The 22,904-nt window shown below is 60.2% G+C and carries 26 protein-coding genes and 2 riboswitches; of the genes, 1 reads left to right on the plus strand and 25 read right to left on the minus strand.

Going from position 1 to position 22,904, the window contains the following annotated elements; translation table 11 throughout:
- Nucleotides 1–92 precede the first annotated feature (92 nt).
- From G485_RS0122005 to upp, 15 genes are all read right to left on the minus strand, one after another.
- Nucleotides 93–878 carry a glycosyltransferase family 2 protein gene (locus G485_RS0122005; protein ID WP_027094308.1) on the minus strand — a complete coding sequence of 262 codons (786 nt, stop codon included), beginning with the start codon at nucleotides 876–878 and terminating at the stop codon, nucleotides 93–95.
- Nucleotides 875–2,371, minus strand: a complete 1,497-nt coding sequence (locus G485_RS0122010) for an alkaline phosphatase family protein (RefSeq protein ID WP_027094309.1) — start codon at nucleotides 2,369–2,371, stop codon at nucleotides 875–877. Before G485_RS0122010 ends, G485_RS0122005 begins: the two co-directional genes overlap by 4 nt.
- Nucleotides 2,372–2,577: 206 nt before the next feature.
- On the minus strand, nucleotides 2,578–3,582 hold the full coding sequence (locus G485_RS0122015) for a YpdA family putative bacillithiol disulfide reductase (protein WP_027094310.1): 1,005 nt from the start codon (nucleotides 3,580–3,582) through the stop codon (nucleotides 2,578–2,580).
- A 131-nt stretch (nucleotides 3,583–3,713) separates the two neighbouring features.
- Entirely contained in the window at nucleotides 3,714–4,112 is a 399-nt protein-coding gene (locus G485_RS0122020) for a F0F1 ATP synthase subunit epsilon (RefSeq protein ID WP_027094311.1), read from the minus strand.
- 23 nt (nucleotides 4,113–4,135) lie between these two features.
- Nucleotides 4,136–5,542 carry a F0F1 ATP synthase subunit beta gene (gene atpD, locus G485_RS0122025; RefSeq protein ID WP_027094312.1) on the minus strand — a complete coding sequence of 469 codons (1,407 nt, stop codon included), beginning with the start codon at nucleotides 5,540–5,542 and terminating at the stop codon, nucleotides 4,136–4,138.
- Between the two features lie 40 nt (nucleotides 5,543–5,582).
- Nucleotides 5,583–6,455 carry an ATP synthase F1 subunit gamma gene (gene atpG, locus G485_RS0122030; protein WP_027094313.1) on the minus strand — a complete coding sequence of 291 codons (873 nt, stop codon included), beginning with the start codon at nucleotides 6,453–6,455 and terminating at the stop codon, nucleotides 5,583–5,585.
- Nucleotides 6,456–6,539: 84 nt separating this feature from the next.
- The gene (atpA, locus tag G485_RS0122035) at nucleotides 6,540–8,054 is read right to left on the minus strand and encodes a F0F1 ATP synthase subunit alpha (protein WP_027094314.1); all 1,515 of its coding nucleotides are present in this window, start codon (nucleotides 8,052–8,054) and stop codon (nucleotides 6,540–6,542) included.
- Between the two features lie 15 nt (nucleotides 8,055–8,069).
- Nucleotides 8,070–8,618, minus strand: a complete 549-nt coding sequence (locus G485_RS0122040; protein WP_027094315.1) for a F0F1 ATP synthase subunit delta — start codon at nucleotides 8,616–8,618, stop codon at nucleotides 8,070–8,072.
- A complete protein-coding gene (gene atpF / locus G485_RS0122045; protein ID WP_027094316.1) occupies nucleotides 8,615–9,100 on the minus strand; it encodes a F0F1 ATP synthase subunit B in 486 nt (161 codons plus the stop codon). Before atpF ends, G485_RS0122040 begins: the two co-directional genes overlap by 4 nt.
- Nucleotides 9,101–9,208: 108 nt before the next feature.
- Entirely contained in the window at nucleotides 9,209–9,430 is a 222-nt protein-coding gene (gene atpE, locus G485_RS0122050; RefSeq protein WP_027094317.1) for a F0F1 ATP synthase subunit C, read from the minus strand.
- A 32-nt stretch (nucleotides 9,431–9,462) separates the two neighbouring features.
- Nucleotides 9,463–10,221: a F0F1 ATP synthase subunit A gene (gene atpB, locus G485_RS0122055; protein ID WP_027094318.1), complete on the minus strand. Its 759-nt coding sequence runs from the start codon at nucleotides 10,219–10,221 to the stop codon at nucleotides 9,463–9,465.
- Between the two features lies 1 nt (nucleotide 10,222).
- Nucleotides 10,223–10,633, minus strand: a complete 411-nt coding sequence (locus tag G485_RS0122060) for an ATP synthase subunit I (RefSeq protein ID WP_027094319.1) — start codon at nucleotides 10,631–10,633, stop codon at nucleotides 10,223–10,225.
- On the minus strand, nucleotides 10,633–10,881 hold the full coding sequence (locus G485_RS30545) for an AtpZ/AtpI family protein (RefSeq protein WP_035157708.1): 249 nt from the start codon (nucleotides 10,879–10,881) through the stop codon (nucleotides 10,633–10,635). The genes G485_RS0122060 and G485_RS30545 overlap by 1 nt, the downstream gene beginning before the upstream one ends.
- A gap of 388 nt (nucleotides 10,882–11,269) precedes the next feature.
- Entirely contained in the window at nucleotides 11,270–12,409 is a 1,140-nt protein-coding gene (gene wecB, locus G485_RS0122070; protein WP_027094320.1) for a non-hydrolyzing UDP-N-acetylglucosamine 2-epimerase, read from the minus strand.
- A gap of 34 nt (nucleotides 12,410–12,443) precedes the next feature.
- Nucleotides 12,444–13,073, minus strand: coding sequence for a uracil phosphoribosyltransferase (gene upp / locus G485_RS0122075; RefSeq protein ID WP_027094321.1), 630 nt, complete (start codon nucleotides 13,071–13,073; stop codon nucleotides 12,444–12,446).
- Between the two features lie 324 nt (nucleotides 13,074–13,397).
- Here upp and G485_RS0122080 point away from each other — a divergent pair, with 324 nt between their 5' ends.
- The gene (locus G485_RS0122080; protein WP_027094322.1) at nucleotides 13,398–14,417 is read left to right on the plus strand and encodes an NADH:flavin oxidoreductase/NADH oxidase; all 1,020 of its coding nucleotides are present in this window, start codon (nucleotides 13,398–13,400) and stop codon (nucleotides 14,415–14,417) included.
- Between the two features lie 226 nt (nucleotides 14,418–14,643).
- Here the strand turns inward: G485_RS0122080 and G485_RS0122085 are convergent, their stop codons facing one another.
- The 10 genes from G485_RS0122085 to G485_RS0122130 form a co-directional block, all read right to left on the minus strand.
- Complete coding sequence (locus tag G485_RS0122085) at nucleotides 14,644–15,429, minus strand: DUF4247 domain-containing protein (protein WP_027094323.1); 786 nt, start codon at nucleotides 15,427–15,429, stop codon at nucleotides 14,644–14,646.
- Nucleotides 15,426–15,941 carry a DUF4178 domain-containing protein gene (locus G485_RS0122090; RefSeq protein ID WP_027094324.1) on the minus strand — a complete coding sequence of 172 codons (516 nt, stop codon included), beginning with the start codon at nucleotides 15,939–15,941 and terminating at the stop codon, nucleotides 15,426–15,428. Before G485_RS0122090 ends, G485_RS0122085 begins: the two co-directional genes overlap by 4 nt.
- Nucleotides 15,942–15,965: 24 nt before the next feature.
- Entirely contained in the window at nucleotides 15,966–16,370 is a 405-nt protein-coding gene (locus G485_RS0122095) for a DUF350 domain-containing protein (protein WP_027094325.1), read from the minus strand.
- A gap of 103 nt (nucleotides 16,371–16,473) precedes the next feature.
- The gene (locus G485_RS0122100) at nucleotides 16,474–17,142 is read right to left on the minus strand and encodes a PspA/IM30 family protein (RefSeq protein WP_027094326.1); all 669 of its coding nucleotides are present in this window, start codon (nucleotides 17,140–17,142) and stop codon (nucleotides 16,474–16,476) included.
- Nucleotides 17,143–17,444: 302 nt separating this feature from the next.
- Nucleotides 17,445–18,416 (minus strand): hypothetical protein, encoded by a 972-nt coding sequence (locus G485_RS27785; protein WP_051318486.1) that lies wholly within the window; start codon nucleotides 18,414–18,416, stop codon nucleotides 17,445–17,447.
- Between the two features lie 156 nt (nucleotides 18,417–18,572).
- Nucleotides 18,573–18,721: riboswitch (cyclic di-AMP (ydaO/yuaA leader) on the minus strand.
- 247 nt (nucleotides 18,722–18,968) lie between these two features.
- Nucleotides 18,969–20,216 carry a serine hydroxymethyltransferase gene (locus tag G485_RS0122110; RefSeq protein ID WP_027094327.1) on the minus strand — a complete coding sequence of 416 codons (1,248 nt, stop codon included), beginning with the start codon at nucleotides 20,214–20,216 and terminating at the stop codon, nucleotides 18,969–18,971.
- Between the two features lie 85 nt (nucleotides 20,217–20,301).
- The gene (locus tag G485_RS0122115) at nucleotides 20,302–20,907 is read right to left on the minus strand and encodes a TIGR01440 family protein (protein ID WP_051318487.1); all 606 of its coding nucleotides are present in this window, start codon (nucleotides 20,905–20,907) and stop codon (nucleotides 20,302–20,304) included.
- Nucleotides 20,908–20,944: 37 nt separating this feature from the next.
- Nucleotides 20,945–21,403, minus strand: coding sequence for a ribose 5-phosphate isomerase B (rpiB, locus tag G485_RS0122120; RefSeq protein ID WP_027094329.1), 459 nt, complete (start codon nucleotides 21,401–21,403; stop codon nucleotides 20,945–20,947).
- A 91-nt stretch (nucleotides 21,404–21,494) separates the two neighbouring features.
- Nucleotides 21,495–21,577: riboswitch (ZMP/ZTP riboswitch) on the minus strand.
- A 39-nt stretch (nucleotides 21,578–21,616) separates the two neighbouring features.
- Nucleotides 21,617–22,198, minus strand: a complete 582-nt coding sequence (locus G485_RS0122125) for a low molecular weight protein arginine phosphatase (protein WP_027094330.1) — start codon at nucleotides 22,196–22,198, stop codon at nucleotides 21,617–21,619.
- Nucleotides 22,199–22,245: 47 nt separating this feature from the next.
- A complete protein-coding gene (locus tag G485_RS0122130; protein ID WP_027094331.1) occupies nucleotides 22,246–22,806 on the minus strand; it encodes a manganese efflux pump MntP in 561 nt (186 codons plus the stop codon).
- Nucleotides 22,807–22,904: the final 98 nt, after the last annotated feature.

The raw sequence follows: 22,904 nt of genomic DNA on the forward strand, positions 1-22,904 counted from the left end.
TTAGACGCCCTTCGCTGCCCCATATCGCCCTAAACCGCCTATCCATCGGGAGCAGCCTGTCCCGTGCCGCAGCGTGCAGTCCGCACAGCCGTTCATGCCTTGCCGTTGCGCTCCTCCGCAAGCTCGCGCCAGGCCGGATCGCGCGTTTCGGCCGCACGCCCTTCCGCGGAGCCGCGGCTCCCGATCGGCGTCCGCAGCTCCCGCCAGACGGCCGGCAGCACTTTGCGCACGTACTGCCGGAAGCGAATGAACGATTCGCCTTCGGTGCGCACCCGATAGCGAATCGGAATTTCCCGCATGCGGAATCCTTGCCGGATCAGGTTCAGCGTCAGCACCTGCGCATAATTGTAGTCGTGAATAATGCGTGCAGAAGCCATCGCTTCCCGCGAGAACCCCCGCATGCCCGATTGCCCGTCCCAAATCCAGCGCCGCAGCAGCAGCGATTGCAGCAGCGTGAACCCGTAATTGCCGAGCCGGCGAACGAGCGTCATCCCCCGAATTTGCCCTTTGAAACGGGAGCCCATCGTATAGTCGGCTTCACCCCGGACGATCGGATCGAGCACCTCGGGAATCTGCTCCGGCGGATATTCGTTGTCCGCGTCGATCATCAGCCCGATGTCGGCGCCCAGCGCCACGCACTGCCGCAGCCCTTCCCGCACGGCGGCGCCGAGCCCGCGATTCGCCCCGAACGAGACGATCCGGTCGGCTCCCGCCGCCTTGGCCGCCGCCACCGTTCCGTCCGTGGACCCGTCGTCGACGACGAGCACCTCCACCGCCGCGCCCGGCAGAAAGTCGCGAGGAATTCTAGAGATGACTTGTCCGATATTTTTTTCCTCATTGTGAGCCGGTAGAAATACAACGATTTTGCTTGTTTTCAAGTCGTCTCCAAACCTTCTTTCGCTTCTTCTCCCCGCCGGTCCGCGAGCGCTTCGGTCAGTACGGGCCCGCGGCTGTGATCCGGATACGGAGCGCCGAGCAAATAAGCCAAAGTCGGGGCGAGCGACACGAGCGAGTGCGGCGTGTCCACCTTGATTCCTTGACGGATGCCGTGTCCCGCCATGAAAAACGGAACCCAGCGCTCCCCTTCGTCGAGATGGCCATGCCCGCCGATGCCGATCGCTTGCCCGTGGTCGGCGCAGACGACGATCGTCGCTTCCTCCAGCAGGCCGCGCTTCTCCAGCCAGCCGACAAAGTCCTCCAGCAGCCGGTCGGCCGCCTCGATCTTTTCCAAATAATCGTCATAGAAGACGCCCCGGCTGTGCCCGATCTGGTCCGTTCCGATAAGCTGCACGACCATCAGGTCCGGGTTGCGTTCCTCGACGATCCGCTTGGCCATCTCCACCGTCTCGGCGTCCGCCCGGTCGTGGCGCATGACGGCGGTGATCGCGTCGACGTCGTCCCCCATCGAATCGATCAGATGCGCGATGCCGAGCAGCCTCCCCGTCTTCCCGACTTTGCGCAGGCTGTCGAAGATCGTCTCCGTCCGAACGCCAAGCCGGTAGACGAAGTTGGATTGGATTCCGTGCTCCCGCGGATAAGCGCCGGTGAACATCGACGAGAAGCAGACGACCGTGCGGGCCGGGTATACCGTCTCCATCGCCGTGAATTCCGTTCCTTCCGAGCGAAGCCGTTTGAGAAACGGCGCGTTCGCCTGCTCGAACCGTTCCTTGCGCATGCCGTCCACGACGAGCACGTACACTTTGCGGCTGATCGCGCCTTGCACCGGAGGAAGCGTCGCCGGCGACTCCGACCGCTCCTTCGGCTTCCAGTCGAACAGATAGCGGTGCAGCACCCAGGCCATGAGCCAGACGGCCGCCATAAACAGATAGAGCGTCACCCAATCTTCGGAGCCGGAGCTCCCTTCTCTTGTCCAGCCGTACACCGTCTCCATAACGAAAAGCAGCAGAAGCGTCTTCGGAAGCTGCTCCTGCGCGTTGCCGCTGGTCGAATCGCTGTGCTGAAGCACCAGCTTCCAGAACCGCGTGAAGTTCAGCCACGTCGTGCCGATTCGCAGATGATAGTAGAACGTCCCCCAGAAGAAGACGGTAAAAAAGAAGTACAGCCCGATCCCCGTCAACCACAGGCCGATAACGTCCTTTGCGCCGTCCCAGACGACGAGTGCCGCCACGACGGGAAGCCACAAGTAATTGCGCAAATAGAGCGGAAAATCGTAAACGTAATAAATGGCGAGCAGCGGCAGCACGGCCGCCAGCGCGGCGCCGAACGCCGCCCAGAACGCGGCCTGTCCCCAATCGCCGGCATGATAAAGCAAAAAAACGCCCGCCACGAACACCGGAGTGAACGGCCGTCCCTCGTTGAGAACGTTCCAGGCCCGTGCGGCGATAATTTCGAACGTCGATGCGCGTCTCATAGCGTAAGCCTCCCGCTGGCCGATCCCTGAGCAACCGAATGACGGTTGATAACCGTTCTCACAGCTCGGGTTCCTAGACCAGTATACGGGCATCGTTTTCGTCCAGTCAATCTTCAAAGGCTGCGTCCCCTTTTGTGCGTCACGAAGGCGCCGTTCTGGCCGGCCAGCACCATGGCGGCGATAAGGGCGCCGCTTCTCAACCGCTTCTATCGCTTGCTCGCCAGATGGGCCGCGATTTTGCGGCCGTGGAAACGGCCCGACTCGATGAAAATCTCGTTCGCATCGCGACCGGTCGAGACGACGCCGGCCAGATAGATGCCCGGCACGTTCGTCTCCATTGTCTCCGGATCGTGCGTCGGCGGAATGATGCCGTCCGGCGCTTCGACGCCCATCGAGCGCAGGAAGGCCCGGTCCGGACGGAACCCCGTCAGCGCCAGCACGAAGTCGGCCGGAAGCGTCGTCTCCGCCATCTTCGGCTCCCCGCCGGCTTCGCCGGTCTGCGTCCGCTCGATCCGGACCCAATCCGGACCGATCTCGACGACGCGGCTTTGCAGCAGTAGCTCGATCTTGCCCTTCGCCGTCTTGCTGTCGAAGACCGGCCGCACCCACGGCTTGATGTTCGCCGACACCGACTCGCCCCGATAGACGACCGTCACCTTCGCTCCGACGCGCTCCAGCTCCAGCGCCGCGTCCACCGCCGAGTTGCTGCCTCCGATGATGGCGACCCGCATACCCGCGTACGGATGCGCCTCGCGGAAGAAGTGGCTGACGTGCGGCAAATCTTCCCCCGGAATGCCGATCCGGTTCGGATGGTCGAAATAGCCGGTCGCCACCACGACAGCCTTCGCCAGCGTGTGCAGCGTCTCTCCCGCCCGGTTCGTCGACGTCACGCGGAAGCCGCCTTCTTCCAGCTTCTCCACCGCCGTCACCCGTTCGTACCTCCGAATGCGCATCTGCCTGCGCTCGGATACGATGCGGTAATAATGCAGCGCTTCGAGCCGCGACGGCTTCTCGTTCGGCGTGACGAACGGAATTCCCGCGATTTCGAGCAGCTCGGCCGTGCTGAAAAACTGCATGTTCGTCGGATAACACGTAATGGAGTGCACAATATTTTCCTTCTCGATGACGAGAGGATTGAAGCCCCGATCCTGCAGTTCGGCCGCCGCCGACAAGCCGCAAGGACCGGCGCCGATAATGACGACGTCTTCCACTCCGATGCACCGCCTTTCCTTTGCTTCATTTAATACTTATACCATAAAAGACGACCCCGTCCAAAAAGGAAAAATCGCCGGGAAGCGCGTCCCTCTCGGGTGCCGCTTCTCGGCGATTCGGATGAAGCCTGTCAGTGTCCGGACGATTGAATGCGCGTCAAGGCGCGTTGCAGAGCCAGCTCGGCCCGCTTGTGGTCGATCTCTTCCTGCTTGCTGGCCAGACGCTGCTCGGCGCGTTCCTTCGCTTGCTGCGCGCGAGCGACGTCAATGTCGGAGCCCAGTTCCGCCGTTTCTGCCAGAATGACCACTTTGTCCTTGCGCACTTCCATGAAGCCGCCGTGCACGGCGATGAACTCTTCCGAGCCCGCCTTCTTGGCTTTGACCGGCGCAATCTTAAGCGGCGTCACGAGCGGAATGTGACGCGGCAGAATACCGAGCTCGCCGCCGACGCCTTTGACGACGACCATATCGACGTCCTGCTCGTAAACCTTCCGTTCCGGCGTTACGACCTCCAACCGTAAGGTGCTCATCGGTATTCCTCCTTAGCGGCGGATTAGAGCCCTTGTGCGAGCTTTTTCGCCTTCTCGACGGCGTCTTCGATGGTCCCGACGTTGTGGAAAGCCGGTTCCGGAAGGTCGTCGTGCTTGCCTTCAAGAATTTCTTTGAAGCTGCGTACCGTATCTTTGACCGGCACGTATACGCCCGGGATGCCGTTGAACGCCTCCGCGACGTGCAGCGGCTGCGACAGGAACAGCTGAACCCGGCGGGCGCGGTGAACGACCAGCTTGTCTTCTTCGGACAATTCGTCCATCCCGAGGATGGCGATGATATCTTGCAGCTCTTTATAGCGTTGCAGCAGTTTCTTTACGCCTTGCGCAACGTTGTAATGCTCTTCGCCCAGAATTTCCGGAGCGAGAATACGCGAAGACGAAGCGAGCGGGTCGACGGCCGGGAAAATACCCATGGCCGCGATATTACGCTCCAGGTTCGTCGTGGAGTCCAAGTGGGCGAACGCCGTTGCCGGAGCCGGGTCGGTGTAGTCGTCGGCCGGAACGTAGATCGCTTGGATGGACGTAACGGAACCTTTCTTCGTCGAAGTGATCCGCTCTTGCAATTGGCCCATTTCCGTCGCCAGCGTCGGTTGGTAACCGACCGCGGACGGCATGCGGCCGAGCAGCGCGGATACTTCGGAACCCGCCTGGGTGAAGCGGAAGATGTTGTCGATGAACAGCAGCACGTCGCGGCCTTCTTGGTCGCGGAAGTACTCGGCCATCGTCAGACCGGTCAGCGCGACGCGAAGACGGGCGCCCGGCGGTTCGTTCATCTGGCCGAACACCATCGCGGTCTTCGAGATAACGCCGGATTCGCTCATTTCGTGGTACAGGTCGTTCCCTTCGCGAGTACGCTCGCCGACGCCGGCGAATACGGAGATCCCGCCGTGCTCTTGCGCGATGTTATGAATAAGCTCCTGCATCGTAACGGTTTTGCCGACGCCGGCGCCGCCGAACAGACCGACTTTACCGCCCTTGGCGTACGGAGCGATCAGGTCGATGACCTTGATGCCCGTCTCCAGCATTTCCTGCTGGGTGGACAAAGCTTCGAATTCCGGAGCTTTGCGGTGAATCGGATTTTCCAGCGAACGGTCTACTTCGCCCTTGCCATCGATCGGGTCCCCGAGAACGTTGAATACCCGGCCCAGCGTAGCCGGACCGACCGGAACCGTGATCGGCCTGCCCAAATCGACGGCTTCCATGCCTCTGACCAAGCCGTCCGTGGACGACATGGCGACGGCGCGGACCAGATTGTCGCCAAGGTGCTGCGCGACTTCAACCGTCAGGTTGATCTCGCGTTCACCGGAATGCTGAATCTTGATAGCGTTGTAAATGTCCGGCAGATGACCGTGTTCGAACTCGATGTCGACGACCGGTCCCGTGACCTGGACAATGCGCCCCTTGCTCATGCGTGTCCCTCCTATAACTTCGTTTCAATCCGTCAGCCTGTCAGCTGAGCGCGTTCGCGCCGCCGACGATTTCCGCAATCTCTTGCGTAATCGCAGCCTGACGCGCGCGGTTATAATTCAGCGTCAACTCGTTGATCATCTTCGTCGCGTTCTTCGTCGCGTTCCCCATCGCGGTCATCCGCGCGCCGAATTCGCAAGCTTTGTTTTCCAGCATCGCGCTGTAAACGAGCGTCTCCGCGTACTTCGGAAGCAGAACGCTCAGCACTTCCTCCGCAGAAGGCTCGTACTCGTAGTCCGCCGAAGGGCCGGACTTATCGCCGCCGAGCTGGGAGGCGTCCAGCGGAAGCATCTGCTTGATCGTCGGAAGCTGGGAGATCGCATTAATGAAACGGTTGTAGACGACGAACAACTCGTCGTAGTCTCCGTTCTCGAAGCCCTTGACGGCTGCGGATGCGATCGACTTGATGTCCGCGAATGTCGGAGAGTCCGGCACGCCGATCGCTTCCTGCTGAATCGTGAAGCCGCGGCGCTTCAGAAAATCGTAGCCCTTGCGGCCGATGACGAACAAGGAGAACTCGTCGTTCGACTTGTGCTTCTCCTTGATCGTCTCCATCAGCTTCTTCAGCAGGTTCGAGTTCAGACCGCCCGCTTGGCCGCGGTCGGAGGAGATGACCAAATAAGCGCTGCGCTTGATTTCACGGCTTTGCAGCATCGGATGCTTCACGCTGCCGCTTCCCGTCGCGATGCTCGAGACGACTTCCTTGAGCTTGTCGGAATACGGCCGGCTCGCGAGCGCCGCGTTCTGTGCGCGCCGCAGCTTCGAAGCGGCGACCATCTCCATCGCTTTCGTGATCTGCTTCGTGTTCTGCGTGCTCTTGATCTTGCGCTTGATCTCGCGCATTCCTTTAGCCATTCATGTCACCACCTTATTGCCGGGCTTCCCGAGACGCGCTCGGCCCGCCCGGCGCAAGCTTATTCGGACGTTTGCGTAGCGGGCTTAGGCCGTCGTGGCAAAGCCTTTCTTGAAGGCGCCGATCGCTTCGACGAGCGCTTTCTCGTTGTCGGCGGTCAGGTCTTTCGTATCGCGAATGGAAGCGAAAATTTGCGGGTTGTTCGCATCCAGATAGGACAGGAATTCGGATTCGAAGCGGCGTACGTCCTGAACCGGAATATCGTCCGTATGGCCTCTCGTTACGATGAAGAGGGACACGACTTGGCGCTCGACCGGCATCGGAGCGTTGATGCCTTGCTTCAAAATTTCAAGCGTACGAATTCCGCGGTCGAGGCGGGATTGCGTCACTTTGTCGAGGTCGGATCCGAACGCGGCGAACGCCGCCAATTCGCGGTATTGGGCCAAGTCGGTCTTGAGCGTGCCCGCAACCTTCTTCATGGCCTTGATTTGCGCCGCGCTGCCGACCCGGGAGACCGAGATCCCGACGTTGACCGCCGGACGTTGGCCGGAGTAGAACAGGTCGGATTCAAGGAAGATCTGGCCGTCGGTGATGGAGATGACGTTCGTCGGAATGTAAGCCGACACGTCGCCGGCTTGCGTCTCGATGAACGGAAGCGCGGTCAAGGAACCGCCGCCCAGTTCGTCGTTCAGCTTCGCCGCGCGCTCCAGCAGACGGGAATGCAAGTAGAAGACGTCGCCCGGATACGCTTCGCGTCCCGGAGGACGGCGGAGCAGCAAGGACAATTCGCGGTAAGCCGCGGCTTGCTTCGACAGGTCGTCGTAAACGATCAGAACGTGCTTGCCGTTGTACATGAACTCTTCGCCCATCGCGCAGCCGGTGTACGGTGCGATGTACAAGAGCGGGGAAGGCTCGGACGCGCTCGCCGACACGACGATCGTGTAGTCCAGCGCGCCTTGGCGGCGCAGCGATTCGACGACGGTACGAACCGTCGACTGCTTCTGGCCGATGGCGACGTAAATACAAATGACGCCGTTGCCCTTCTGGTTGACGATCGTGTCGATGGCGATCGTCGTTTTACCCGTTTGGCGGTCGCCGATGATGAGCTCCCGTTGGCCGCGGCCGATCGGGATCATCGCGTCGATCGCCTTGATGCCGGTTTGCATCGGCTCGAAGACGGACTTACGGTCCATAACGCCCGGAGCCGGAGATTCGATCGGACGGAACTTCTTCGTGTTGATCGGGCCGTTGCCGTCGATCGGTTGGCCCAGCGCGTTCACGACGCGGCCGAGCAGTTCTTCGCCTACCGGCACTTCCATGATGCGGCCTGTGCGCTTGACTTGGTCGCCTTCGCGGATGCCGAGGTACGGGCCCATGATGACGACGCCGACGTTGTCCTCTTCAAGGTTCAAAGCCATGCCCACGGTGCCGTCGGCGAATTCAAGCAGTTCGCCCGCCATACATTTCTCCAACCCGTGCACGCGCGCAATACCGTCACCGACTTGGATGACCGTACCGACGTCCACGACTTGAATATCGGATTGATAGTTTTGAATTTGCTGTTTAAGCAGCGTGCTGATTTCTTCAGGCCGGATACTCAATTCGTTCACCCCTGTCTAATTTGCCGACGATTGCAGCGCTTTGTCCAAACGTTCCAGCTTGCCGCGGAGACTGCCGTCGTACAGCGTGTCTCCGATGCGGACCGTCAGTCCGCCCAGCAAGGAAGCGTCGACCGTATTGTGCACACGGATCGTCTTGCCGAGCAAAGCGCCGAATTTCTTGGCCAATTTGTCTTTCTCGCCTAACGTCAGCGGCTGGGCGGACGTCACTACCGCGTCGGCGCGCCCGAGAGCGGCGCCGGCGACTTGCAAGTACGCGTCCAGAACGGCGGACAGCTCGCCTTGGCGTCCGCGTTCGATCAGCAGGCCGACCGTATTCAGAACAATTGGTAAAAGCTGACCCGCGAACGACTGCTTCAGCGCCTCGATCTTCGTCGCGGCCGGAATGCCCGGGGCTGCGAGGAAGGCGCGGAAATCCGCATTCTGCTCAATCGCGTTCACGAGAAGCTGCAGCTGGGTCTCCGTCTCGGCAACCAGGTTCTGCTCCTGCGCCAGCTCGAACAGCGCCTTGGCGTAACGCTTCGCGACTACGGTGCTGCGGCTCATGACTTCGTCCCTACCTCTTGGAGGTATTGATCAACCAGCTCAGCTTGCGTTTGTTCGTCGATTTGCTTCTCGATAATTTTGGAAGCGATCAGAACGGACAGGCCGCTCACTTGCGCCCTCAGGGAAGCGATCGCCTTGTTCTTCTCGCTCTCGATGTCGCGAAGCGCCTCTTCCTTCAGACGGTTCGCTTCGTTGCGGGCCGCTTGCACGATCTCGTCCGCTTGCTTCGCGCCGGTCGTTTTGGCTGTCTCGATAATATCGTAAGCTTCTTTGCGCGCTTGCTGCAGCGCTTGCTTCTGCTCTTCCAAGAAACGTTCCGCATCCGCGCGGCTCTTCTCGGCGCCGTCGATTTGCTCTTTGACCAGTTGGCGGCGTTTTTCCATAATGCCGAACAGCGGTTTAAAGGCAAATTTCGACAGCAACAAGTACAAAATGCCGAAAGCCACGATCTGGATGAGAAAGCTAGTCCAGTTAAAGCTCACCGACAGTCACTCCTTTCGCCTGCTGCATAAATGAATCCCAAACACCTATTTCATAAGGAAGGCGTGGAGGCCAATGACACTCCGCGCCCGTCGTTCTTGATTCAATTCTTACTGCGCCATGAAGATGAAGGCAAGTACGAGGGAGATGATCGGCAGGGCCTCGACCAGACCGACGCCGATGAACGCCGTCGTTTGCAGCGCGCCGCGCAGTTCAGGCTGGCGGGAGATGCCTTCTACCGTCTTGCTGAAAATCAAACCGTTACCGATACCTGCGCCCAAAGCGCCCAAACCGAAAACAATTGCCGCTGCCAACAGACCGTAAATCGCCATGTTTAAATGTCCTCCTCAAATGGGGTAGTAAATTAGTGATCTTCTTCGTGAATGCTTGCCTGACCGATGTACACCATGGTCAACATCGTAAATACGAACGCCTGGATGGCGCCTACGAAAATACTGAATCCTTGCCACACGAGCAGCGCCGGAATGCCGATAAAGCCCATTCCCATAATGACGCTGATCATGACCTCGCCCGCGTAGATGTTGCCGTAAAGCCGCAGGCCGAGCGTGAGCGGTTTGGCCAGCGTCTCGATCAGGTTGATCGGGAAGAAGAAAGGCCACGGTTCGAAATAGTGCTTCAGGTAATGCTTCCGGTTATGTCTGAGCCCTTGGATGTGGGACAGGACAATGACCGTGAGCGCCAGCGCCATGGTCATGGCGGCATCCGCCGTAGGCGATTTCCACCAGGCGAATTCCGCTTCCTCCTTGCCGTCCATGAACAATTCCATCCCCAGGAAGGTGGCGTGGCCGTGATGCGCTTCGGTAATGATGTTGAACGGAAGGCCCAGCATGTTGCCGATGAAAATATAGACAATCAAAGTCAGGCCAAGAGTAAGATAGACGCGTCCCCTCTTGAAATCCGTCGCCATCCCGATGATGTTGCTGACGAACTCGACAACCCATTCCATAAAGTTCTGCAGCTTGCCCGGGTTCTCCACGGACAGGTTGCGAACCGACAAGCGTGCAAGCACAAAAGCGAGAATGCTCGTCAGAACGATCATGAAAATAGCGGCAAGATCGAATTTGACTCCGCCGATGATGACGATTGGCGATAAGTGTTCCATGTTAGTGCTTCTCACCCCTTTCATCGGTGGGATGGCCGTCGGAATAACGACGTCTGGAGATAATACCCAACAGAAGTGTTGCCATCGGAGCCGTAATTAATCCGACGACGGTGGCCGCCAGATTAAATTCGAGCATGCGCACCGAGACGACGCCGGCGAGCAGGCCGATGCACGCCCGGGTCAGAAACCCGAGCCCGGAGCGCGGTTTGCGTCCCGATGCGGCCGCATCGCCGAGCCTGACGACTTTCCAAGCGAGATGCCAGGAGATGAACAGGCCGCCGATTGCGCCGATCAGGAACCCTCCGAAAACAGACTTGTAACCGGGCCATATCGCCCAGCCAAGACAACCCATGGACAAAAAAAAGAACGCTATTCTGGAAACGCGTTTGAGCAGAGCGGGTAATTCGTCCATTACTTTCGCCTTTCTCCTGCATACTTCCGAATCAGGGCGATGGCGGAGCCGACGCCGGCGACCAGTCCGACCACAAGGCCGACCAGGTACCAGTAAGAGGTTCCGTTATCGCGGTCCATAACCGCTCCGATCCACCAGCCGAGGCCGACGCACACGGCGAGCTCCGCGCCGATCGCGGTGACCAGTCCGGCGGCCCGCCACGGATTCTCATCCGGCGGGACGGGCGGTTGACGTCGGGAATCAGGCATGACTATCCGCTCCTTCGACGCCTTCGGATTGAGAAAAGGCGCTAAAGTAAGCCCTTTCTTCCCAAGGTTCCCGTTATATTGTATCTTTGCTGATACGTGTTTGTCAATTCGCTTAAATTCAAACTTTATGTGAACGAATGGGGTAAAAAGCCCGTCAGGACGCGATTTGCAGGCATTATTAACCATACAGCTGAACTGTATGCTGTATGTGAACTTTTGGACGATTCATGCCAACTTACCCATGTGTCCCTTCCGGATGCGCCTGACGCCGGTTTCTGGCGATTTCCCCATGCCGTATCTCCCCGCAGATGCGAGGGCAGCCAAACCCCGCGCTAGCGGTCTGCGCCGCCGGGGTTTGGCCTTCCTGTCCGCCTATTTGGTAAAAATACTATCTCCGGAACGGCTCCGGCCGCTCGCCCCGCCCGAAATGGTGAAGGATCGCCTGCACGATCCGCTTCGACGCCTGGCCGTCGCCATACGGATTGGCCGCGCGGCTCATTCGCCTATATAGTTCCTCATCCGTCAGCAGCGCCTTCGCCCGTTCGTAAACGGTCTCCTCTTCGGTGCCGACCAGCTCCAGCGTTCCCGCTTCGATGCCCTCCGGCCGCTCGGTCGTCTCCCGAAGCACGAGCACCGGCACCCCGAACGACGGGGCTTCTTCCTGCAGGCCGCCCGAATCGGTCAGAATGAGATGCGTGTGCGGGTAAAAATTGTGCAGCTCCACCACATCCAGCGGGTCGATCAGCCGGATGCGCGGGTGCCCGCCTAGAATGGCTTCAGCCGGCTCTTTGACCGCAGGGCTCGGATGAACGGGATAAACGATCGCGATATCCTCGAATTCGTCGGCGATCCGCCGAACCGCGCGGAAGATCCGCCGGTGCGGCTCGCCTTGCGCCTCGCGGCGATGGGCGGTCATCAGCACGAGCCGCTTGCCTTGCGTCCAATCCAGCACCGGATGGGCGAAGTCCGGCTTGACCGTATATTGGAACACGTCCGTCACCGTATTGCCGGTCACGTAGACGTCCTCTTCGGGTTTGTTCTCCTTGCGCAAGTTGCCCGCCGACCAGTCTGTCGGGGCGAAGTGCAGATCGGCCAATACGCCCGTCAATTGACGGTTCATCTCTTCCGGGAACGGCGCCAGCTTGTTCCATGTCCGAAGCCCCGCCTCCACATGGCCCACCTTGATCTGCTGGATGAAGGACGCATAGCTGGCCAGGAAGGTCGTCAGCGTATCCCCGTGCACGAGCACCACGTCCGGCTTCGCCTCGCGCAGCACCGGCTCCAGGCCTTGCAGAACGCGGATCGTCACGTCGTTCAGCGTCTGTCCCGCCTGCATGACGTCCAGATCGTAATCCGGCTTGATCCGGAACACCTCGAGCACCTGGTCGAGCATCTGGCGATGCTGCGCGGTGACGCAGACGATCGTCTCGATTTGCTCGGGATGCTTCTGCAGCTCCAAAATAAGCGGCGCCATCTTGATCGCTTCGGGGCGCACGCCGAATATGGTCATTGCTTTAATCTTGCTCACGTCGGTCTCTCCCTTGCCGAATCCGGTTCCCCGATTATTTCGTTCCGTACAGGCGGTCTCCTGCGTCCCCGAGCCCAGGGACAATATAACCGTGATCGTTCAAATATTTGTCAAGAGCGGCCACGTAAATATCGATGTCCGGGTGCGCCTCCTGCACCGCCTTGACGCCTTCGGGCGCCGCGATCAGACAGACAAGCTTCGTCGGACGGCAGCCTCTCGATTTAAGCGACTGAATCGCCGCGTTGGCGGAGCCTCCGGTGGCCAGCATCGGGTCCAACACGATCAATTCCCGCTCCGTCACGTCGGAAGGGAGGCTGACATAATATTCCACCGGCTTCAGCGTCTCCGGATCCCGGTATAGGCCGATATGGCCGACCTTGGCGGAAGGCAGCAGCTTCAGCATCCCGTCCACCATGCCGAGGCCCGCGCGAAGAATCGGAATCAAGCCGAGCATGCGGCCCGCGATGACGCACCCTTCCGCTTGCGCCACCGGCGTCTCCACCGTGATCTTCTCGAGCGGAATGTCGCGGGTCACCTCGTAAGCCATCAAGGTCGACAACTCGTCCACCAACTCGCGGAATTGCTTCGTGTCCGTATTTTTATCACGTAGAAAAGTTACTTTATGCTGGATCAGCGGATGATCGCAAATAATGAAACGACCCAAAACCTTCTCCCCTTCCTCGTTCATCCCGTACATTATATCATTGTCTCCTCGCTCGCGCACACCATCCGAGAAGAATGGCACGGCGGCCGTTTTCCGCACCCCTTGGCAGTCATTCGCATAGCCTGTAGACAGATGACCTGGACGGGCATACGTACGTACGAAGGCACGATCGTCGGGACGGACGGCTGCCACCTTCATTTGGCGGTGCGGCCCACCGCGACCGATTACCGTTTTTTCGGTTTGCTTGCTTATGGCGGCGATTGGGTTAAAATGAGGGAGAAACCGGCCTTCTTATGCAGAGGGCCATTAGGAGGAGAGAAAAGCATGAGTCATTTGGGTTCGCCCTACAAGTTGAAATCGTTGTCCTTGCGCAACCGCATCGTCATGAGTCCGATGTGCCAATATTCCGTCGACGCGGAGGACGGGGCGCCGAACGACTGGCACTTCGTCCACTATGTGTCCCGTGCGGTCGGGGGAACGGGACTCGTCATTATGGAGATGACGGACGTCGACCCGGACGGGCGGATCAGCAATCGCGATCTAGGGCTCTGGTCGGACGAGCATATCCCCGCGTTCAAGCGGATCATCGACGAGCTGCACAAATACGGCGCCAAAGCCGCCATCCAGATCGCGCATGCCGGGCGCAAGGCGCTGGACGCCGAGCCCCCTGTCGGACCGTGGAACGAGCCGTTCCAGGCAGACGCTAAGAAGCCCCGGGCGCTGACCACCGAGGAAGCCTGGAAGGTGATCGGCCAATTCGGCGATGCAGCCCGTCGCGCCGTTCAGGCGGGGGTCGACACGATCGAGCTTCACGGCGCGCACGGGTATCTCATCCACCAGTTCCATTCACCGGGCATTAACAAAAGAGACGACGAATTCGGCCGCGATTACGCCAAATTCGGAGTGGAAGTCATCCGCGCCGTCAAAAAGGAACTGCCGCCGGACATGCCGCTCCTGATGCGGATATCGGCCATCGAATACATGGACGGCGGCTACGGACTCGATCACGCCCTGGAGATGTGCCGGGCCTATCGCGACGCAGGCGTCGACCTGTTCGACGTCTCGACCGGCGGGGAAGGGCCGGCGGGATCGAGGAAGCCGGGCAACTACCCCGGCTACCAAGTGCCGTTCGCCCGCGCGATCCGCGAGGCGCTGAACGTGCCCGTCATCGCCGTCGGCTTGCTGGATGACCCGAAGCTGGCGGAGAGCGTCGTCGCCAACGGCGACGCCGATCTGGTCGCCGTCGCGCGCGGCATGTTGCGCAATCCGTATTGGGCGATCGACGCGCTCCGCGCCCTGGGCGACGAGGCGCCGATCGCCAAGGCGTACTTGCGCGGTTACTGAGCCGTCCGATGGACCCTCGCGCTCCGTGGGAAGCCCGATTCACTGAATCGCCATTTGTTCTCTACAGACTCGTCCACTCAGACAACCCGCTTTATTCTGAGCAATGACAGGCGTTGTTCGAAGAAATCTAGCAACTCCGGAGCTTTTGGCCGAACTCCAAACGTTCGCAAAAAAAGACCCGCAGCCGCGCGGCGAATCGCGCAAGCAGCGGGTCTTGCCCATGGTGTCACCGCCGTCTTGAGATGCGGCCGAAGCCGCCGATCTTCGTCTTCGGAACGGTCGATTTGCGGGGCTTGAGCCAGCCGGAGGAAGACTTGGAGCTGCCCGAGCTCCCGTCCTTGTTGCGGGTGATCGTGCCCTTCGTGCCGGAAGAGCCGCTCTCCGTCTTTCTGCCGAACAAGCCGTTGGAACCGGCGCTCCCATCGTCCGACGACGTCGTCCCCCGCTTGAAGATGGAGCCTTTCTTCTGCACCGTCATCGGCGGCGCCGTCTTCATGTCGCTCGAAGTCGGCGCGTGGTACGAGCCCTTCGCGGGCGGGTGCGAGTCCAGACTGCCGTATCCCCGGTAGTCGCCGTAGCCGCCGGAAGGACGCGAAGAATCGAACAAGCTTCCGATCAGGCTTGCCAGCAGGTAGCCCTCCAGGAACGAAGGGCTGTAATTTTGCCGCACGTACTCCTTGCTGTCCACTTCGATCAGCGAGTCTTCCGGATTTTTCTCATCCTTCTGGACGTGAATAATCTGATCGGAATAGACCAGAAACATATGATCCGGGTCTTCCTTGGACTGCTGCTGCGGCTTCTTCTTGTCGGCCAGCTCCTTGGCCACCTCGGGCACCGTCTCCCCGGCGGCCCGGTAAACGTACGAAGTTTGATTGCCGTCTTTATTGACCGATTCGAGCGGGTACGTCTCCTCGACGTTCAGGCTGCCGCAAGCGGACAGCAAGGTGACGACCAGCGCCAGAATGACCGTCAGATGAAGACGGGTCGCCCATTTGCGCAGGCGGGGACTCATCCTCCGTTCCCCCGCAGCCACTCCACGTCGGCGGGCAGAATCGACTCTCCTTCATACAGCATGAACCGCCCGTCCTGCCACTCGATGCGAAGCAATTTGCGCCCGTCGGACTGGTACTGCCAGACGTAGAGCTCGCCTCCGCCGCCATTGAACGGGGCGTTGCCCGCCGTGGCGATCCGGGTGGAATAGCGCTCCTCGAGATAATATTGAACCCCGTCGAGCTCGACCTCCGTCGGCACCTCGTCGACCGAGTCCAGACGGCCGTCGATGACGGTGTACAAGCCGAACGACGTCTTCTCCCGTTCCTCGACGGACAAATAGCGGATGTCGGAGCCGTCCCGCAGCGTCAGCCATACGGCATTGCGATTGAACGGCTTCGTTCTCCCGACGACCTGGTAGGTGACGAGCGACACCTCGCACACGTCCCCCGGTCCGAGCGTCAGGATGCTTCTCTCCTCCTGGAGCGGTTCGGGGGATTTGAAAATATTTTTAACGCGTTTAAACAAGCTCATGTCCGATCCTCCCCTCGCTCAGCGTCACAAGCACGCGCCGATGATCAGCGACCCGACCGCGTGAAGCGAGCCGGCGATCAAGCCGTAGCCGACGATCCCGTTCCGCACGCCTTCATCCAGCCGGAGATCGGCAAGAGCGCGCAGCGCGGCCTCCACGACCCATTCCAGCAGGAAAAGAATGACGAACGAGATGAACGAGACGAGCAGCGCCTCCCCCAAATTCTCGGAAGTGGCGATGGAGCGCGACAGAATATAGCCTTGAGCCGCCAGCTTCAGCACGAAGCGGACGGTCACCGCCATATTGCCGTTCTTCATCTCCTGCAGGTCGCGGTATTTCGTAAACATGGCGTCTATGCTCATCAGGATGAACAGCAGCACCGCGCCGGCCGCCGTCCATAGTAATGTTCCCAATATCTCGTCCAACGTCAACTTGAACGCCTCTCCTCTCCAACGCTAAGAGTCCCCGCGGCGGTTCCGCCCGATAGCGAATCGATCGCGCAGGGGGTCAAAAAAGAAGGAAAACCCGGAGGGGTTATCCTTCGTATTTCTTCATAAGGGCGGCCAATTCGTCCTCGACCGCTTTGTCTTTGCCGAGCGCGGCGATCTCGTCGTCGAGCGATTTGCCCTTCGAGCCGCTGAGCTCTTCGGTCGCTTCCGCATGCGCCTCCATCTGAAGCACTTTCTCTTCCATCCGCTTCAGGCCGGACATGGCGGTGTCAGAGCTGAAGCCGGTCATCGCCTTGTTGATCTCCGCCTGTGCCTTGGCGGCATTGGCGCGCGCGACGAGCGTCTCCCGCTTGTTCTTCATCTCCGTAAACTGCTTGCGCATCTCTTCGAGCTTCTCGCGCAGACGCTCGGCAGCCGCCCGGTTCTGGTCGTAGCTGGCTTTGTATTCCGCGGCTTTCTGTTCGGCCGCTTTCTTCTCCTCGAGCGCGCGGCGGGCGAGGTCGATATTTTTCGCCTGGGCGGCGATATTCGCTTGCTCGTCGCGTTTCTGCACCAGAGCTTCCTGTTCTTCGTAAAGCTGTTTGAATTTCTTCTCGAGAGCGATCTGGGCGGCTACAGCCTTCTCGGCATCCTCCAGATCTTCCTGCATATCGCGCAAATATTGGTCCGTCATCTTCACCGGGTCTTCGGCTTTCTCGATCAGAGCGTAAACGTTGGACAACGTCAGGTCGCGCAAGCGTTTGAAAATGGACATGTCTTATCCTCCTTGGGGTCTCAGGTCGCCCCTTGCCTTTTGCAATTGTAATACGTATGGCAGCGTCCGGAGTTTCAACGGCTTCTCGCCAATTTATCCGGCAGCCGATTGTAAGCGTTTTATGAACGGCCTTCAGACCTTTCGACACGTACAAGATAATTATAGTCGGCGAACCCAACAAATGCCATCCCCACTTCCGGTGAAAACAAACAGGGGCACCGCCGAAGAGTTAGGCGGGGCCGCGCCTTCGTTTAACAAAAAAAGAAGCGGGGCCTGCTGTTGCGCCCCCGCTTCTGTCGTTATTAGTCCGGAATCTCGTAGGGAACTTTCAAGTAAGTCGCGTCGCTGGGCGTTTTGCCGGTTCGTTCCTCGAGGCGGGAAGCCGGCACCTCGTCGAAGGACGTCGCGTGACGCGGGCAATCCAAGATCATGAAGCGCCCGTTGGCGTCTTCGCCCGACAAATGGCCTTTGGTGTAGGCTTTGCCGTTCTCGATCGCCAAAATTTCGAAGTAGCCGGAAGGATGCATAATCGTCAGCCGGGCCCTGCGGGCGGGCCCGGAGATGCGGGCCTTCACGCTCTCCGCGAGCCGGTAAGCTTCCTGCAGCGGAATCGCCGAGTCTTCCCTTTCCGCATCCGAGTCCGTTCCGGGTCCGTCCAGAATGAACTGATAGGGAATAACGCCGGCGTTCGTCAAACGTTCAATCAGCTCCGCCAGCACGCCCGGGTCCGCGTTGACGCCGCGAAGGAGCGGAATTTCGGCCACAAGGCCGGCTCCTGCGTCGCCGAGCGCCTGAAACGCCTCGATGGCCCGCTCGCTTACTTCCTCCGGGCGATGGAATCGCATCATCACGTAGATGTTGCGGGACGCACTGGAGTGGGCGGAGAGCAAGTCGAGAAGCTCTTCGTTGCCCGCGATTCGTTCCGGATGAACGGCCGGGGTTCTCGAGTACAGACGAATCATCCGAACGTGCTCGATGGCCTTCAGCCGCTCGATAATGGCCCGAAGTCTGGAGGCGGGCATGCTCAAGGCGTCCGTTCCGGTGAGCAGAACGTGATTGATCTCCTCATGCTCCGCCAGGTATTGCAGAGCGGGCGACGAATCGGTGACTTCCGCGTTCGAGAGAATCAGGGTGGACCGGTTCACATGCAGAAAATCGCCCTTGCGCCGCTCTTCGGCCTTCGCAACGTCGGACATCGGCCCGGCCGCGCCCATGACGGGAGCGAAGGCGTCGCCGGCGGCAGGAGAATCGGTGTAATCGTGCGGCAGCGTCATTTTCTCATTCCTCCTTGTCCGGTTGATGGTTCCAGAGCCAAGCGAGGTCGCCGGGAGACCCCAGAAGGTCAGGAACGGGCACGCTTGCAAGCGAGGGGTCAAATTAAACAGAAAATGACCCTGTCGGCAGGGTCAATGAATGCGATGCGTTATGTGAATTGACCCATCCACTGCTGACGAGGTTAGCTGTCGGGCTCGGTCAGATGGCTCCCCTATGCGTCCGCCGAAGGCGGCCGCAATTCGCCCCAAAGATTGGTTCCCCCGCTTTCCGGCGCTAGACGCCGAAAATTAAGCGTATTTAAAGTATAACCCCATTCTTCCGACCGCGTCAAACGAATAGGGCCGAATTCGATCCCGATCGCCCCGGCTGTTCCTTTTATTAGATGCGGGTAAACGAAGTTTGGTGCGGGTGGGACCGAGTCCTGCGGCAAGCAGTTTGGGCGCGTCCCGACGCGGCTTCCGGGCGCATGAAGAATACGCCGAAGCCAAAAGAAGGCGGGACGGAAGTTGCCTTCCGCCCCGCCTAAGTTCCCTTTATTTACCGCTGACGAATTAATAGCCGAGTCCCGGATAGAGCGGATACTGGGCGGACAGGTCGCGCACCATGCCGCGGGCTTGCTCCAGCTTCGCCTCATCCTTCGGATTTTTCAGCGTCAGCGCGATCACTTGGCCGATCGTCTTCATCGCCTCGACGCCCATGCCGCGGGAGGTGACGGCCGGCGTGCCGATCCGGATGCCGCTCGTGACGAACGGGCTCGTCGGATCGAACGGAATCGCGTTCTTGTTGACGGTGATGCCGACGGAGTCGAGCACGTGCTCGGCGTCTTTGCCGGTGATGTTCAGGTTGCGCGTATCGACCAGCATCAGATGGTTGTCGGTGCCGCCGGAGACGAGATTCAAGCCTTCGGCCAGCAGCGTGTCGGCCAGTGCCTTGGCGTTGTCCACGACGTTCTTCGCATAGTCTTTGAACGACGGCTGCAGCGCTTCTCCGAGCGCGACCGCTTTGGCCGCGATAATGTGCATGAGCGGACCGCCCTGCGTGCCGGGGAACACCGCTTTGTCGATCGCCGCCGCCCAGGGCTGGCGGCACAAGATCATGCCGCCGCGCGGTCCGCGCAGCGTCTTGTGCGTCGTCGTCGTGACGAAATGCGCGTGCGGAACCGGGCTCGGATGCTGGCCGCCGGCGACGAGGCCCGCGATATGCGCCATGTCCACCATGAACAGCGCGCCGACATCCTGCGCGATTTGGCCGAGCGCTTCGAAGTCGATGATGCGCGGATACGCACTGGCGCCGGCGACGATCAGGCGGGGACGATGCTTGAACGCCGCTTTGCGGACTTCGTCGTAGTCGATCGTGAACGTCTGCTCGTTCACGCCGTAAGCGACGAAGTTATAGAGCAGGCCGGAAGCGTTGACCGGGCTTCCGTGCGTCAAGTGGCCGCCGTGCGCCAGATTCATGCCCAGCACGGTGTCGCCCGGCTTCAGTGCGGCCAGGTAAACGGCCAGGTTCGCCTGGGCGCCGGAGTGCGGCTGCACGTTCGCGTGGTCGGCGCCGAACAGCTCCTTCGCGCGATTGCGGGCGATCTCTTCCGGAATGTCGACGTATTCGCAACCGCCGTAATAGCGTTTGCCCGGATAGCCTTCCGCGTATTTGTTCGTCAGCACGGTGCCCATCGCTTGCAGCACGGCTTCGCTGACGATATTTTCAGAAGCGATCAGTTCCAGGTTGTTGCGTTGGCGCGTCAGCTCCAGATTGAGCGCCTTGACGATCTCGGGATCTTGCTTGCGCAATTGTTCCATGGCGGGGTTCCTCCTCGGGATGATGGGCCGCCCGTTCGGGCAGCGAATATATTCAATCGTTTAAGCGGATTTATTTTTCATGCGGTTAATCGCACGAGCCGGAAGAAGGCGCATCCCGCTCCGGCAGCGCATAAACCGCGCGTTCCCCGCCGATCAGCTTCGGCCGGGAATAAGCCATCGTCAGCCTCGCTTCCCCGATCCAGGGAACGGAAGGCCGCACCGGGACGGCGACCGGCCGCAGATGCATGCCGATGAGCGTCTCCCCGATATCGAAGCCGGCGTCGGCCTGCAGCGACTCGACGAGGCAAGGATCGGTCAGACGGCGGTACGCATAGGCGGCCATCGATCCGCCCGCCTTGCGGACGGGCACGGCGGAGACGACAGTCCAGCCTTTGGCTTCCGCCAGCTCGCGGGAGACGACGAGCGCCCGGTTCAGATGCTCGCAGCACTGCCATGCCGCGTGGAATCCGACGCGCGCCCTTACGCGCTCCACGCCTTCGTAGATGCGTTCGGCGATCTCCTCCGCGCCGGACGTGCCGATGCGGGCGCCTTGCACCTCGCTCGTGCTGCACCCGAACACGACGATCTGCCCCTTCCGGAGCCGTCCGGCTTCGATCAGCTCGGTCAGCGCCCGCTCGACCTGATCGGCGATAGGCGGGCGTTCAGGCGTTCCCGTTGATTGCGTCGCCATGCGGTTTACCTCCCCGTACCCGATTTGCAAAGCCTAGTTATGCATGAAGGGAAAATTGCGATTCGATCGCTTTCACTTTCTCGATCCGGCCCTTATGGCGCTCGCCTTGCGAGAACGGCGTGTCCAGCCAGACGCGGACGATCTCCTCCGCGAGGCCCGGCCCGATGACGCGCTCGCCCATCGCGAGAACGTTAGTGTCGTTATGCTCGCGGGTGGCCTTGGCCGAGAACAAGTCGTGCACCAGCGCGCAGCGGATGCCCGGCGTCTTGTTCGCGGCGATCGACATGCCGATGCCGGTGCCGCAGATCAGAATGCCCCGATCCGCTTCGCCGTGGACGACTTTGTCGCATACCGGAACGGCGTAATCCGGATAATCGACGGAGTCGGCGCAGTTGCATCCGACGTCGATAACTTCGTGACCTTGAGCCTGAAGGAACGGAACGATGACGTCCTTCAGGCGGTAGCCGGCGTGGTCGGCGCCGATTGCGATTTTCATGCGAGTCCCCTCCCTCTGTGGTCAACTTGTATTATACCTAAAAGCGCGAAAAAAGACGAAAAAAGAGCAAACGCGCGAAAAGACGCACGCTGCTCTCTGCCCAGGCGACCGGCCGTCATTCCGATGCTCCACCGTGGTTAAACCCACCTCGTGTCGCCAGTCACATCGGAACTGCAACTTGTAACCTCATCATACCGAAGGAAGCGGAAAAAATCAATCGCCTTTCGGCAACTTGTCGAGCGCCTTCGCCAGCGCCTCCGCGATCTCTTCCGCGCACCGCTCGTAAACTTCCAGCGGCCCGCCGAACGGATCGGCGACGTCGAAATCGGGAAGCTTGGCCTGAAGCTCCAACAGACGTTTGCGGTCCTCTTCCGGCAAGCTCTCTCCGAGCGCCTGCCTCACCTGCCATTCGGCGTAAATCCGCTCCGCCTCCGCCACATCGTCCATGACGGCTTCTCCGCTCAGGGCGTACTCTTTCAGCGTGAACGTCTTGCCGGCCGCTTCGGGGAAACGCTCGATGACGGCCCGCTTGTGCCCGGACGTCATCGTCAGAATGAGGTCCGCCCAAGCGGCGCCTTCTCCGGTAAGCGAAGTGGAGCCTTCCGGCAGCGGCAGCGATCTTCTGCGCAGCGCTTCGGCTGCATGGGAAGAGATGGGAAGGCCGTCCACGGTGGACACGCCCGCGGAACGGACCTCCACGTCCAGCTTCCTCTGTTCGGCCATTTTCCGCAACATCGCTTCGGCCATCGGACTGCGGCAAGTGTTGCCCGTGCAGACGATCAAAACCTTTGGCATGCTCCTTCCTTCCTTCCGCGAACGCACAAATCTTATGGTGAACCTAGTTATATCAGAAAAAGGATTCCGAAAGCAAATAAAATTACGCCTCCGAACGCTTCGCCGTATCCGCCCAGCTTGCCGCTGATTCTCCGCCCCAGCATAAGCCCGAGCACGCTCATGAAGCCGCCGGAGATGCCGAACGTCAGCACCGTAACCAGAATATGCGAAGCGAACATCCCGAGAGACACGCCGACGGAAAAAGAATCGACGCTGACGCTCATGGCGAACACCAGCATCCCCCAGAACGTCCGGTGATTGATCGACTGAACCGCTTCGCCCCGAAGCGAACTGTAGACCATATGCCCGCCGAGCAGAAGCAGCAGCGCGCCGGCGGCCGACGTGGCCACGCCTCCCAGCAAACTGCTGACGTAATAGCCCGTCACCATGCCGGCGAGCGGCATCAGGACGTGGAACAGCCCGATCACGGAGCTAAGCTTCAGGATGTCCAGCTTGCGCACGCCTTTGAGACCGATGCCGATGCCCAGCGAGAAGGCGTCCATTCCCAAAGCGAAAGCCATGATTAGAATGGTAAGCATTTGACCCGCGGACGCGGACATACTTTCCATCGATCGTTCCCCCTTGTCCGCAAGCTTGAATGCGGTACTGTCGGCGGCGCGGCAAAGCCTCGGCGGGCCGATACCTCAACATATGCGGACAAGGGAAC

This window comes from Cohnella thermotolerans DSM 17683 (assembly GCF_000429825.1).
In the GTDB taxonomy this organism is placed as follows: Bacteria; Bacillota; Bacilli; order Paenibacillales; family Paenibacillaceae; genus Cohnella; species Cohnella thermotolerans.